Annotated in this window: 10 protein-coding genes; 5 read left to right on the forward strand and 5 right to left on the reverse strand. The window is 65.9% G+C overall.

The window, feature by feature from the left end:
- Positions 1–93 precede the first annotated feature (93 nt).
- The 5 genes from ACVOMC_RS12385 to ACVOMC_RS12405 form a co-directional block, all read right to left on the reverse strand.
- Positions 94–1,431 (reverse strand): XVIPCD domain-containing protein, encoded by a 1,338-nt coding sequence (locus ACVOMC_RS12385; RefSeq protein ID WP_481524195.1) that lies wholly within the window; start codon positions 1,429–1,431, stop codon positions 94–96.
- Positions 1,432–1,437: 6 nt separating this feature from the next.
- Positions 1,438–2,103 (reverse strand): hypothetical protein, encoded by a 666-nt coding sequence (locus ACVOMC_RS12390; protein ID WP_481524196.1) that lies wholly within the window; start codon positions 2,101–2,103, stop codon positions 1,438–1,440.
- Between the two features lie 194 nt (positions 2,104–2,297).
- Positions 2,298–4,061 carry a M56 family metallopeptidase gene (locus tag ACVOMC_RS12395; RefSeq protein ID WP_481524197.1) on the reverse strand — a complete coding sequence of 588 codons (1,764 nt, stop codon included), beginning with the start codon at positions 4,059–4,061 and terminating at the stop codon, positions 2,298–2,300.
- Between the two features lie 3 nt (positions 4,062–4,064).
- Positions 4,065–4,451 (reverse strand): BlaI/MecI/CopY family transcriptional regulator, encoded by a 387-nt coding sequence (locus tag ACVOMC_RS12400; RefSeq protein WP_054660920.1) that lies wholly within the window; start codon positions 4,449–4,451, stop codon positions 4,065–4,067.
- A gap of 97 nt (positions 4,452–4,548) precedes the next feature.
- Positions 4,549–5,664 carry a saccharopine dehydrogenase family protein gene (locus ACVOMC_RS12405; protein ID WP_481524198.1) on the reverse strand — a complete coding sequence of 372 codons (1,116 nt, stop codon included), beginning with the start codon at positions 5,662–5,664 and terminating at the stop codon, positions 4,549–4,551.
- Positions 5,665–5,892: 228 nt separating this feature from the next.
- On the opposite strand from ACVOMC_RS12405, the gene ACVOMC_RS12410 reads away from it, so the two are divergent.
- The 5 genes from ACVOMC_RS12410 (at position 5,893) to ACVOMC_RS12430 (ending at position 13,766) form a co-directional block, all read left to right on the forward strand.
- A complete protein-coding gene (locus tag ACVOMC_RS12410) occupies positions 5,893–6,213 on the forward strand; it encodes a hypothetical protein (protein ID WP_481524199.1) in 321 nt (106 codons plus the stop codon).
- Positions 6,214–6,293: 80 nt separating this feature from the next.
- Positions 6,294–6,674: an I78 family peptidase inhibitor gene (locus ACVOMC_RS12415; RefSeq protein WP_481524200.1), complete on the forward strand. Its 381-nt coding sequence runs from the start codon at positions 6,294–6,296 to the stop codon at positions 6,672–6,674.
- A gap of 174 nt (positions 6,675–6,848) precedes the next feature.
- Positions 6,849–11,303, forward strand: a complete 4,455-nt coding sequence (gene gltB, locus ACVOMC_RS12420; RefSeq protein WP_481524201.1) for a glutamate synthase large subunit — start codon at positions 6,849–6,851, stop codon at positions 11,301–11,303.
- A 96-nt stretch (positions 11,304–11,399) separates the two neighbouring features.
- Positions 11,400–12,845 carry an FAD-dependent oxidoreductase gene (locus tag ACVOMC_RS12425; RefSeq protein WP_481524202.1) on the forward strand — a complete coding sequence of 482 codons (1,446 nt, stop codon included), beginning with the start codon at positions 11,400–11,402 and terminating at the stop codon, positions 12,843–12,845.
- Between the two features lie 45 nt (positions 12,846–12,890).
- The gene (locus tag ACVOMC_RS12430) at positions 12,891–13,766 is read left to right on the forward strand and encodes a methylglyoxal synthase (protein WP_481524203.1); all 876 of its coding nucleotides are present in this window, start codon (positions 12,891–12,893) and stop codon (positions 13,764–13,766) included.
- The last annotated feature ends 44 nt before the right edge of the window (positions 13,767–13,810 follow it).

Genomic DNA, 13,810 nt, shown 5'->3' on the forward strand with positions numbered 1-13,810 from the left:
ACTACACCGTTGAGACGCACTGCCGGACAGCGATAGAGGCGATGAAATAGTGAATCGGCGCGCACCCGCCGTGCTATCGGCAAGCGCGCGCCCTCACATCGAAAGACGGGGTGCGCCCTGTTCCTGCTGTTGCATCTGTTGCGAAGGCGAAGCGGCCTGCCGCTTTTCAAAGAGCGCAGCACGCTCAAAAGACTGCTCCACGGCTGTGGCCACGGCTTCGGATGAACTCACCTGCACGCGCAGGTGCGCCGGGTCATTCAACGCGCCCTGGACAACGAACAGGTTGGGACCTGCGGCAGGAGCAGCGCCTCCCGTGCTCATCAGCACATGGTCGGCACGGGTGATGCCACCGGCCTTGGCCTCCGCGAACAGTCGCGCACTGGCGCGATCTGTCGCTGCGTCCGGGACCCGGTCAAGACTGGCATCCACCGCCCTCATGCCCTGCTGGATCTGCACGTAGAGCCCGTGATCCGGGTGTGCGGGATCGCGGGCATCAACGGATGCAGGCAATGCACAGCCGGTCTGTCGCAATGCCGCGGGCTGTTCCTGCATGTCACGTCCGGCGAACACGTTGCGGGCCCGGTCAACGACACCGTCGACAACGTTCCGTGGCAGCGCCAGTGTGTTGTGGAGCGTGGCCACGTCCGCGCGGTACTTGTCGATCATCGGCTTGTACTGTTCGTAGCGGGCGGCATTCTCAGCACCGGTGATCGAGCCGCCGATACCGAGATCATTGTCCGCGAGGAAGTTGCGGCTGTAGTGCGCCTCGACGCCAACGCCAGCCACTACGGCCAGCGGATTGCGTAGATCAGTGAAACGACGGTCATCGTTGGCGTACCCAGCCAACTCCAATGCTTGAATATCCTTCTGTGCGGCGTAAACACGGACTTCGCCGACATGCCGACTCGCAGCGCTCACAAAGTCGGTCGCACGCACATGGTTGATGATCTGGCTGCCCCCTTCATGCAGGTCGGCGGTCAGACCTGCAGCACCATAGGCGTTGAAGGTCTCACCGCGCAGGCCATAGCGGTAAGCGGTGATCTGCGCCAGCGTTCCACCAAGAGAATGACCAACAACTGAGAGTGGCATTGCTCCACAGGCTTCAGCATTGTTCTTCGCATATTCCAACGCGAACTCTGTTGCGTTCATCGCAGCTTTGGCCTGGCTGTTCGCTCCAAACATCACCATTCCACCGTCGGCGATAAGACCATCCTTGACCAGTTGCTTGTCGAACTCGGTGCCGCGGTGGGCAAGGATCAGCTCACCGGTCTGCAGGCTTTCATACAGAACTCCCTGATAGCCGGATTCATCATCGAAGCGCCTGACAACCTTGATCCTGTGTCCATCAAGATCAAACCATTCTTCTTCTTGACGCGGCTTCGCCGCCTCATACACATCTACGGCCAACCTGGAATTGATGGTCGTGTCCATGCCCGGTCAGTTCCGCTTATGGGCAACAAGCTCGATGCCGAAGAGATCTTTCCCATCCACTCTGGCGCGCATCTGGGTTCCTTCCCGGAATGAAGGAACAGATGCGCCACCGAACGTCCCTGCGGGATACTGACGCTTCAGAAATCCCGAATGCATGGGAGTCTGCTTCTGGATTTCATCCAGCGACAGGTATTCAACAAATGCGCTTTCGGTCGTCGCTCCGGTTGGCCGCAACTCCACCCTTGCTGCTACAAGGCCCACATGGCAGCTCCCCAGACCAAAGTAATCGTGGTCCTCGAACAGATCGGTATAGATCACACCACGATAGGTATCGACATCGACCTGTTGCAGTTCGAACGGCACGTTTTCCTTGATCCGCATCCGCGTACCGGCCATGCCCCCCAGATCCGGCAGACAGGGATCGGCCAGTTTCGTCTCGTACTGCATGAAGCCTTTGATCGAGGCGAATGGCCCCGGCGCGTCTTTCAACGTCACCGTGATTTCGTACGGGGTGGGCGTGGGGTTGCGCTTGAGTTCGGGCTGCGGCGGCGCCCTGTGTTTTACATCCGCGTAAGGATTGGATGCGATCGGGTCAGACATCGAACGTGCTCCGCATGCGGTGCCGATACCGGCCAGGAACAGTGCCATAACGGATAGAGAAATCGGCTTCATCGGTCCTCCATGACACGTAAGTGGAGCCGATTGTGCCGCAGATGGAATTCGGCGATTTCACCGCACGCCGGCACAAACGACTGTTGCCGAAGATTCGCAGACCAGACCCCTCTTTACCGTGACCGGCGGCCACTTTCGCCGAAAATGGAAAGGCCGCGCAGCAATGTTGCGCGGCCCGGGGCATGATCGGCCGGTCAGCCGCTGACCGGTTTGGCCAGGCCCTCGCGGATGACGTGCTGGATCAACTGCTCGGCCTCGCGCTCGGCGCGGGCACTGGCTGCGGCCTGCTGCTTGCCCAGTGCAGCCTGTCGCGTGCCCAGCGCCGCCTGCTGTCGGGCAAGACGTTGCATTTCCTCACGCAGCGCCGGGGTGTCTAGCTCGGCACGGGCCTGCTCGGCCTTGCGACGGGCCGCTTCGACGGCGCTGCGTATGGCCTCGGTGCTGTCATCGCTGCGTAGCGCCAGCTGGGCATGTTGCGCGGCCAGGGCACCGATACGCGCGCCGATTTCGCCCATGCGTGCACCGATTTCCCCTTGCCGCTCGCCCAGCTTGCCTTGCTGTTCACCCAGCTGGCCCTGTGCCTCACCCAGGCGCGCGGTCTCCGCATACAGCTGCTGGAAGCGTGTCAGCGTGGCGGCGTCACGGACCACGTACTGCTTGCCGTCGCGGCGCAGCCAGAGCACGCCGTTGCCGTCGTCCAGCTGCTGTGCGTGGCGTAGATCCGCGACCGAACCATTCATCACGTTGTAGTCCCCCTTCAGCAGTACATAGCCATCACTGCGGGGTTGGCTGGAGAGATGGAGCACGCCCTGCGTCTTCACTGGTGCCGCGGGAGGAGCGGACGGCATCGTCGGTGCCGCCGGCATCGCCGGCGCGGGCAGGGCTTTGGGCATGGCCGGCATGACAGGCGCGGGGGGGGCAGGTGGCGCAGCAGGGGGAGCGGGCGGCGGGGGAGGTGCGGGCGGAGCCGGCATCGCCACCAGCCGCAGCGGTGCCACGCCGACCAGCGCGACGACGGCAAGAATCAGCACCGCGCCGGCGCGCGGGAAAGATGGGGTGTCCTGCAACATGAGCAATCTCCGCTTCAGACTGAGGAAGCTGGGCGAGGCACTGGCCAATCCAGCGCCGGGACGTGGAGCGACGCCCAATTGCAGCAGCAGGCGTCCGTAGTGGTGGCGGCAGTGGCGATTCCCGGCAACCACGGCGGCGTCCACCGCCGCTTCGCGGGCAATGCCGTATTCGCGGGCGGCCAAGTGGACCAGCGGGTGGAAGAAGAACAGGTGCTGGGCCAGTGCCGGCACCAGGCCCAGCCACAGGTCGCGGCGTTGCAGGTGGACCAGCTCGTGGGTCAGCGCCATGTCCAGCTGGTCATCGTCCATGCGCTGCAGGCCACGTGCCGGCAGCAGCAGGACCGGATGCCACGGCCCGATCAGCTGCGGCGAATCGATGGCCGTGCTGAGCATCAGACGCGGTGCGCGGCGCAGGCCATGGGCAGCGGCGGCGAGTTGCAAGGCGGCACCGAGCTTGTGGTCGCGGCACGGCTGGGCATGACGCAGCAGCGCACGGCTGCCGCGCCAGGCAGTGAACGTGCGCCATACCATCACCGCAACGCCGCCCCCCCACAACGCCATCAGCACCAGCGACCACGACCAGCCGCTGTCCACCGGCAGGGGCTTCATCACGATCAGCGGCGTGGCTGCAACCGTCGGAGCGGCGGCCTGCGCCTGCTGCACCACCGTCACCATTTCTATTGCAGGCAGTACCGGCAGTTCCAGCGGTGCGACCCAGAACACGCCGACCACCGCCTGCAGCGCCACCAGCCACCACAGCGCGCACTGGGTGCTGGCCGGCAGCCGCCGCACGCAGCGGCACAGCAACCACACCAGGCCCGCCAACAGGGCGGTCTGCACGCTGGTGGCCAGCAAGCGGCTGCCCAACAGTTCGAAGGTGGAATCCATGATTCAGTCCTCCCGGCGCTGCGACTGCAGCTTGCTGACCAGCGCTTCCAGTTCGGCCAGTTCGTGGTCGCTGACCTCGGCTTTCTGCGACATCCATGCCACGAACGGCGAGATCGATCCCTGCAGGGTCTTCTCGACAAAGCTGCCGACCGCACCGCTGACCACGTCCTGCTGCCCGGTGGTGGTGGTGTAGCGGTATACACCGGCGTCGTGCTCACGCTGCAGGTATCCCTTGGTGCGCAGGCGCTCCATCATCGTCAGCACGGTGGAACGGGCCAGCCCGCGGGCCTCCCCAAAGCACGCCGCCACCTCGCCGACGCTGGCCGGTTCGTTCTCTCCGATGTACTGCAGCAGGGCCAGTTCCTGGTCCCCGATGGTCTTGCGGCGCATGGCCGTCTCCGTGACTACATGTGTCGTCACGGTAGGCCTGACTACAAATGTCGTCAATAGCCCGGTCGGCACCCTGACCCCTGTCGGGCTGAATGCTTCAGCTGACGGCGCTGTCGATCCGCCAGCGCGCGAACTCGCGCTCGAACTCGGCCAGGCTCAGCATGCCCATACAGGCATGGGCGCCAATCGGCAGCCCTTCCCCGCGGGCGAAGCGGCGCGCCAGCAGCACCGCGGCGAAGGTGGGAATCTCCGGGCCGTGCAGCATCGGCGCGGTCAGGTCCCAATGGACGGTGTGCTGCAAACCACCGCGTTGGCCGCGCAGGGTGATGCGCATACCGCTAAGGTCCGTGCCGAAACGGTCGAACCAGCGTCCGGCGCGCGCGAACACCCCGGCCAGCGCTTCCATCGGCAACGGCAGGCCGTGACTGCGCAGCCACGCCAGCGCGGCCAGACAGCGCGACAGCAACGGCAGTTCCAGCGCGGCACGAAAACGCACCGTCGCCACGCCCGGATAGCGCTGCACCAGCAAGGTGTGGTCGGGCACATCGCAGGGCGAGGCCAGACGCGGGCCGATGCGCGCAAAGCGCACCGGCTGCGGCTTGGCCCACCCGATACGGGTCTGCCAGCGCCCATCGATCCAGCAGTCGAACGGCCTGCCGCAATAGGACAACACCGCGCGCACCGTGGCGATGCCCAGCGGCGTGGCCTGCGCCGGCGCGATCACCATGTCGATGCTGTGCAGCTGTTCGAACTGCGGCGCCAACGCATCCACCACCGCACTGGACAGCGCCGGCAACGTGCTGGCGCCAGTGATCGCGCAGCACTGCATCCGCTGCGCAAGCGCGTCCAGTTGCCCGGGAAAGCCGGCGACAAACTCACGGCCATCGGCCAGATCGATGTAGTACATGCCGGCCCGCAGGCAGGCCTGCGCCACGTCGTAGCCCTGCCCCTGGAATGGCCCGGCGGTGTGGATGACCAGGTCCGCGCGCGTGCAGGCAAGCGTCGCTGCAAAATCCGCAGCCGCAGTATCCAATCGGCACAGCTCGATGTTCGCCAGATCCACTCCTGGCAGACGCGCGGCAGCCTGCGCCGGATTGCGACCTGCGGCGATCACCGTGATACCCGGCGTGATCGCAAGGGCGCGCACGATGCGTGCTCCGAAGTGGCCATAGCCGCCCAGTACCAGTACCCGGCAGCGTTCCTGCGCTGACATCGCCATCTCCGGAAGTGAAGGCCCGATTATCGGCAGCGCAGCAGGCCTTTGTCAGGTGACCGCCAACCGGGGCGTCCGTATGCCTACGTTCGAGTCGCGAATGCCCCGCATCGCCGGCCTGCGTGCGCGCCCGGTGAGCCATCTGCGGAACAGCACCGCCGGGCTTTTCATCAACCGCTTACGCCAGCGGCGGCAGGCTGTAGGCAACTGCCACACCCGGAGTCGAACATGTCACGCATCCTTGTTGTCGTCGGCATCAGTGCGATGGCGCTCAGCGCCTGCAGCAGCACCCCGGTCGCGTCGGTGGAACCCATCGACGGGGTGATTTCCGGGCAATGCCACACCGATAGCGTGCGCGGCGCAGTGGGCCTGGCGGCGGCACCGGGAACGGTGGAACGCGCACGCGTGGACAGCGACAGCCTGGGCGTCAGCGTGGTCCGCGGGCAGCGCGGGCGCAATGACGCCAACGTGGGTGCCAGCGCTGGCGGTGACCATCTGACCATCGAGATCGGCCCCACCAACAACATCACCGCGCTGCGCTGCGGATGACCCGCCGTTTTGCAGCGCGACAGTACACATCCGGACGCAGACGATATGCTGGGGACGTCCAACAACGTTCTGGAGTTCCGATGCAGTTTCCGTCCACGACGCGCCGCTCCGCCGCGCTGATTGCCGCCACTTTCTCGCTCGTGTTGCTGGGCGCGTGCTCGGGCCCGGCCGCGGAAGAGCAGGACCAGGCGCTGGACCAGGCCCAACAGGCCGCCGCCGCCGCTGCCACCGCCGAAGCCGCCACGCCTCCGCCGGTGGGCAGCTGCGATGCCAGCCAGGTGCAGGGGCTGGTCGGCCAGACCTGGTCGGAGGCGATGCAGGCCCAGGCCAAGAATGATGCCGGCGCCAGCGAGGTCCGCGTGCTCAAGCCCAACCAGCCGGTCACGATGGAGTTCATCGGCGAGCGCCTGAACATCGAGCTCGATGAAAAAGGCCTGGTCAGCGGCGTGCGTTGCGGCTGAATGGAAACCCGCCAAAGCCTTGTCCCACAAGGTTTTGGTTGCGTCCGCAACGATGTATTGCGGCACTGCAGCATCTGTGATCTAGTCGATGCCATCCGGTGGCCTCAAGGTGCGCTCCAGGGATTGAGCGCGAGGCGAGTGTCGCCGCTCACCTGACATCGTCAAGAGGCACACATGGCAGTCCGAACCCCGCAAGGGCTTTACGACCCGCAAGACGAACGCGACGCCTGTGGCTTCGGCATGGTCGCCCAGCTCGATGACCAGCCCTCGCGCCTGCTGGTGGATACCGCCATCGCCGCCCTGTCGCGCATGACCCACCGCGGTGGCGTCGCCGCTGACGGGCTCACCGGTGACGGCTGCGGCCTGCTGCTGCGCAAACCCACCGTGTTCCTGCGCCAGCTGGCCGAAGAAGCCGGCATCGCGCTGGGGCCCAATTTCGCCGCCGGCGTGATGTTCCTGCCGCACGACGCCGATGCCGCACAGCGCTGCCGTGACGAACTCGATGCCCAGCTGCGCCACGCCGGCTGCCATCCGCGCGGTTGGCGTGAGGTGCCCACCGATGACAGCGTTTGTGGCCAGCTGGCGCGCGACACGCTGCCGAAGATCGAGCAGGTGTTCGTCGATGCCGACATCGAGCAGAGTGCCGAACAGTTCGCACTGGCGCTGTTCATGGCCCGCCGTCGCAGCGAACAGGCGCTGCGCGATGTCGCCGACTATTACGTCACCACCCTCAGCGCCGAAGCCATCAGCTACAAGGGCATGGTGCTGCCGGACAAGCTGAGCACCTTCTACCCGGACCTGCAGCGCCATGAACTGGCCTCCAGCGTGGTGGTGTTCCACCAGCGCTTTTCCACCAACACCCTGCCACGCTGGCCGCTGGCCCATCCGTTCCGCCTGCTCGCCCACAACGGCGAGATCAACACCATCGAAGGCAACCGCCGCTGGGCGCAGGCGCGCAGCAAGGTGTGGAAGACGCCGAAGTTCGACATCGCCGAGCTCGACCCGGTGATCTCGATGCACGGCTCCGATTCGCAGAGCATGGACAACATGCTGGAGCTGATGGTGGCCGGTGGCATGGAGCTGATCCAGGCGCTGCGCATCCTGGTACCGCCGGCAACCCAGTCGCTGGAATTCAAGGATGCCGATCTGGCCGCGTTCTACGAGTTCTATGGCTTGAACAGCGAACCGTGGGATGGCCCGGCCGGCATCGTCGCCTGCGATGGCCGCTATGCCGCCTGCACCCTGGACCGCAACGGTCTGCGCCCGGCGCGCTGGCTGCTGACCTCCGACCGCCACTTCCTGGTCGCCTCCGAAGCCGGCGTCTGGGAAGTGCCCACCGAGCGCGTGGTGCGCAAGGGCAAGCTCGGTCCGGGCCAGATGATGGCCATCGATCTCAAGCGTGGCGACCTGCTCGATTCGGACGCCATCGACCGCATCAACCGTGCACGTGCGCCGTACAAGCAATGGCTGCACCAGGGCGTGACCTACCTGCAGACCGAGCTGATCGATCCGTCACTGGCCGAGGAGCCGTTCGACGAAGCCACGCTGCGCAGCTACCACAAGCTGTTCCAGCTCACGACCGAGGAACTGGAACAGGTGCTGCGGCCGCTGGCCGAAACCGGCCAGGAAGCCACCGGCTCGATGGGCGATGACACGCCGATCGCCGTGCTCAGCCGCCACACCCGTCCGCTGTACGACTACTTCCGCCAGGCTTTCGCGCAGGTCACCAACCCGCCGATCGATCCGCTGCGTGAAGAGTGCGCGATGTCGCTGACCACCCAGCTCGGCAAGGAGACCAACATCTTCCACGCCGGTGCGGAGACGGTGAACCACGTCATCCTCAACTCGCCGGTGCTGAGCCAGCGCAAGCTGCGCCAGTTGCTGAAGATGGAGCAGTACGTCGCGCGCAACCGCCTGATCGACCTGTCCTACAGCGTCGAGGAAGGGCTGAAGGCCGGTATCGAGCGCATCTGCGCGCAGTGCGAACAGGCCGCGCGCGAAGGCATGGTGATGCTGCTGCTGTCCGACCGCTACCCGGTCGCCGACCGGCCGATGGTGCATGCACTGCTGGCCACCAGCGCCGTGCATCACCATCTGTCCAAGGTTGGCCTGCGCTGCGACGTCAACCTGATCATCGAGACCGGCACCGCCCGCGATGCGCACCATATGGCGTGTCTGCTGGGTTTTGGTGCGACCGCGGTATATCCGTATCTGGCCTACCAGACGCTGTTCGACCTGGGCCGGCGCGGCATCCTGCAGTTGAAGAAGGGCGGTGAGGTCTCGCAGATCGGCCGCAGCTACCGCAAGGGCATCTACAAGGGCCTGAGCAAGATCATCTCCAAGATGGGCATCTGCACCATTGCCAGTTATCGCGGCGCGCAGTTGTTCGAGATCGTTGGCCTCGACCCGGACGTGGTTGAACTGTGCTTCCCGGATACCGCTGCCCGCATCGGCGGCGTGGGCCTTGCACGTCTGGATACCGAAGCACGCGAGCTCACCGTGCGTGCCTGGAACGATCTGGCGCAGCCGGAAGTAGGCGGCCTGCTCAAGTACGTGCACGGCGGCGAGTACCACATGTACAACCCGGACGTGGTGATGACGCTGCAGCGCGCATCACGCACCGGCGATGCCGAAGACTGGCGCAAGTACATGGATGCGGTGCATTCGCGCCCGACCTCGGCGCTGCGCGATCTTCTGCAGCTCAAGCCGGCAGCAACGCCGGTGCCGTTGGATGAAGTGGAACCGGCCGAAGCACTGTTCAAGCGTTTCGACACCGCCGCCATTTCCTTGGGCGCACTTTCGCCGGAAGCGCATGAGGCGCTGGCGATTGCGATGAACCGCCTCGGCGGCCGCTCCAACTCCGGCGAAGGCGGCGAAGATCCCGCCCGCTATGGCACCGAGAATCGCTCCAAGATCAAGCAGGTGGCCTCCGGTCGCTTCGGCGTCACCGCCGAATACCTGGTCAATGCCGAAGTGCTGCAGATCAAGGTCGCGCAGGGCGCCAAGCCCGGCGAAGGTGGCCAGCTGCCCGGCCACAAGGTCAACGAGCTGATCGCGCGCCTGCGTTACGCCAAGCCCGGCATCGGCCTGATCTCGCCGCCGCCGCACCACGACATATATTCGATCGAAGATCTGGCGCAGCTCATCTACGACCTGAAGCAGGTCAATCCGCAGGCGCTGGTGTCGGTGAAGCTGGTCTCGCATGCCGGCGTCGGCACCATTGCCGCGGGCGTGGTGAAAGCCGGTGCCGACCTGATCACCGTGTCCGGCCACGACGGCGGCACCGGTGCTTCGCCGATCAGTTCGATCCGCTATGCCGGCGTGCCGTGGGAGCTGGGCGTGGCCGAGTCGCACCAGGCACTGGTCGGCAACGACCTGCGCAGCCGCACCATCCTGCAGACCGACGGTGGCCTGAAGACCGGCCTGGATGTGGTCAAGGCTGCACTGCTGGGCGCCGACAGCTTCGGCTTCGGCACCGGGCCGATGATCGTGCTCGGCTGCAAGTACCTGCGTATCTGCCACCTCAACAACTGCGCCACCGGCGTCGCCACCCAGGACGAGCGCCTGCGTGCCGGCTACTTCACCGGCCTGCCGGAACGCGTGGAGAACTTCTTCCGCCTGTTGGCCGGGGAAGTGCGCGAGTGGCTGTCGTATCTGGGCGTGCGTTCGTTGGATGAAATCGTCGGTCGCACCGATCTGCTGCAGCAGCTGGAAGTGTCGCCGCGCGAAGGCGTCAAGGTCGATCTGTCGCGCCTGCTTGCGCCTGCGCATTACGACGGCGCGCATTGCGCCGCGCAGCGCCTGTACCAGTCGCCGGACAGCCTGGCCACGCAGATGGACAACCTGCTCGCCGATGCCATCGCCAACAAGCAGGGCGGCGAGCACCGCTTCCTGATCCACAACACCGACCGCTCGGTGGGCACGCGTCTGTCCGGCACCATCGCCCGCGCATATGGCAACCACGGCATGAGCGAAGCGCCGTTGAACCTGCGCTTCCGCGGCACTGCAGGCCAGAGTTTCGGCGCGTTCAACGTCGGCGGCCTGAACCTGGAAGTGGAAGGTGAAGCCAACGACTACGTGGGCAAGGGCATGGCCGGCGGTCGCCTGGTGGTACGCCCACCGCGCGGCGCCCGCTTCGAGGCGCGCAATACCGCCATCATCGGCAACACCTGCCTCTATGGCGCCACCGGTGGCGAGCTGTTTGCCGCAGGTCGCGCAGGCGAACGCTTCGGCGTGCGCAACTCCGGCGCGCTGGCGGTGATTGAAGGCGCCGGCGACCACTGCTGCGAATACATGACCGACGGTGTGGTGGTGGTGCTGGGCAAGGTCGGCCTGAACTTCGGCGCCGGCTTCACCGGTGGCCTGGCCTATGTGCTCGACGTCGACCGTGACTTCGTCGACCGCTACAACCATGAGCTGATCGACATCCACCGCATTTCGGCCGAAGGCTTCGAGAACTACCGGCAACACCTGCACACCCTGATCGGCCGTCACCGCGAGTTGACCGGCAGCATCTGGGCGCAGCAGATCCTCGACGAGTTCCGCGACTACGTCGGCAAGTTCTGGCTGGTCAAACCCAAGGCCGCCAGCATCGAGTCGCTGGCCGAGTCGCTGCGCCGCGCGGCCTGATCTGGCGTCGGTACGGACACGCCCCGCGTCGACGCATCCAACCGTTGTGCCTTAGCCAATGCTTCCCGCAGACGGGAAGCTCGCCCGGAATCTTCCATGAGCCGCAAGCAAGCCTTCCAGTTCCTCGATCTGCCCCGCACCATGCCGCAGCGCATTCCGGTGGAATTGCGCACCTCCGGCGATTGGGGCGAGCTCTACGGCAAGTTCGACAAAGCCGATGCGCAATACCAGGCCGGCCGTTGTCTGGATTGCGGCAACCCGTACTGCAGCTGGAAGTGCCCGGTACACAACGCCATCCCGCAGTGGCTGCAGCTGGTGCAGGAGGACCGCATCCACGAGGCGGCGACGCTGTGCCATTCCACCAACCCGCTGCCGGAAGTCTGTGGTCGCGTCTGTCCGCAGGACCGCCTGTGCGAAGGCAGCTGCACGCTGGAGGAATTCGGCGCGGTCACCATCGGTGCGGTCGAGAAGTACATCGTCGATACCGCGCTGGCCACCGGCTGGAAGCCCGATCTACACGCGGTCAAGTGCACCGGCAAGCGCGTGGCGGTTGTCGGTGCCGGCCCGGCGGGGCTGGCCTGCGCCGATCGACTGGCACGGGCGGGCGTGCAGGCGGTGGTGTTCGACCGTTACGAGAAGATTGGGGGCCTGCTGCAGTTCGGCATCCCCAGCTTCAAGCTGGACAAGAGCGTGATCGACCGCCGCCGCGCGATCCTCGACGGCATGGGCGTGCAGTTCCGCCTGGGCGTGGAGATCGGCCGTGACATCAGCATCGAGCAGCTGCAGGCCGACTACGACGCGGTGTTCCTCGGCACCGGTGCCTACCGTTACACCGACGGCGGCCTGATCGGCCAGGATCTCAAGGGCGTGCTGCCGGCGTTGCCGTTCCTGGTGCACAACAGCCGCATCGTCAGTGGCGATGATCCGCAAGGACGGCCGATCGCCGGCTGGGAAGACCAGATCGCCCTGCCCGACCTCAACGGCAAGCGCGTGGTGGTACTCGGCGGCGGTGACACCGGCATGGACTGCGTGCGCAGCGCGATCCGCCTGGGCGCGGCCAAAGTGACCTGCGCGTATCGCCGTGATGAAGCCAGCATGCCGGGCTCGGCACGCGAGGTGGCCAACGCCCGCGAAGAGGGCGTGCGCTTCCTGTTCAACCGCCAACCGTTGGCGATCGAGGCCGGTGCTGACGACGAAGTGATCGGCGTGACCGTGGTCGAAACCGGGCTGGGCGCCCCCGATACCAACGGCCGCCGCAACGCCGTGCCCATCGAGGGCAGCGAGTCGCTGCTGGAAGCGGATGTGGTGATCATCGCCTTCGGCTTCTCGCCGACGCTGCCGGAGTGGCTGGCAGCCCAAGGCGTACAGGCCAGCAGCAACGGCCGCATCATCGCCGGCGGCAGCTCCCTGCTGCCCTACCAGACCCACAACCCCCGGCTGTTCGCCGGCGGGGATGCGGTGCGGGGTGCCGACCTGGTGGTGACAGCCGTTGCCGAAGGCCGGGACGCAGCGCAGAGCATCATCGCCCTGCTGCAACGCTGACACACGCTCTACACTCAGCGCTCCCCATCCGGAGAAGTCCCCGCAATGCGTATCGGTCTGGCGGCCAACCGCCTGCATCATGAAGGGGCCGATTCGGCCCTGTTCCGCTGGCTGCGCGCGTGCGAAAACGGCATCCGCGAGCTCGGCGTGGAGCTGCACGCGGTTGGTCGCACCTATGACGCCATCGCCAGCACCCGGCCGCTGGAGAACTATCCCGCCCTCAAGCGCTACCCTTACGGCCGCGAGGGCGGGCTGATGAAACTGGTGGCCGAAGTCGTCGGCATGGGCACACCGGAACGGACTTTGGACGGCGCCATCTACCTGATCGACCCGGTCGACCCGTCTTCGGTATTCCCCGAAGCCATCGCCTTGAAACGCCAGTGCGTGATCCACGGCAAGCCTTTCATCTCCACCGTGGCCACTGCGCGGGACTGGATCGAGATGGAGCGGATGCATGCGGGCTTTTCCGCCGATCCCGGTGCGGACGATCTGTATGACTTTGCCAATCAGACGCTGGCTCTGATTGCACACGACGCGCGCAAACCGCAGATGCTGGACTTCGCCGCCGAACATTTCGAGGTGCTCTCGCAGTTCGCCCAGCGCATCGGCACCGGCACCACCGGCCAACGTTTGAACGAGCTGGCGTGGAGCCGCGGCTGGCCGCGTGACCAGGAGTGGATCCAGCGCTTCCAGAGCGGGCCGCTGGGTGGCGACGCGCAGATCGCCGACCGGGTGTTGGAGCACCGCTGCCAGCGTGCGATTTTCTTCGAGGACCCACACGTGGCGCGTCAGCACGAGGCGGACATCCAGCTGCTGGAGCGTGCGGTGACGACGGTGACGGACGAGGCGGTGTGCATCACCGCCCCGGGTATTGCTTCTCGCTGGGCGCATGCGGTGTTGATGCGGCAGCGGGCGCGCTGAACGCCATTTTCTGGCGGCTGTCCCCAAGCCCGGCCGCTGCCGGG

The organism is Stenotrophomonas sp. STEN014, assembly GCF_056760315.1.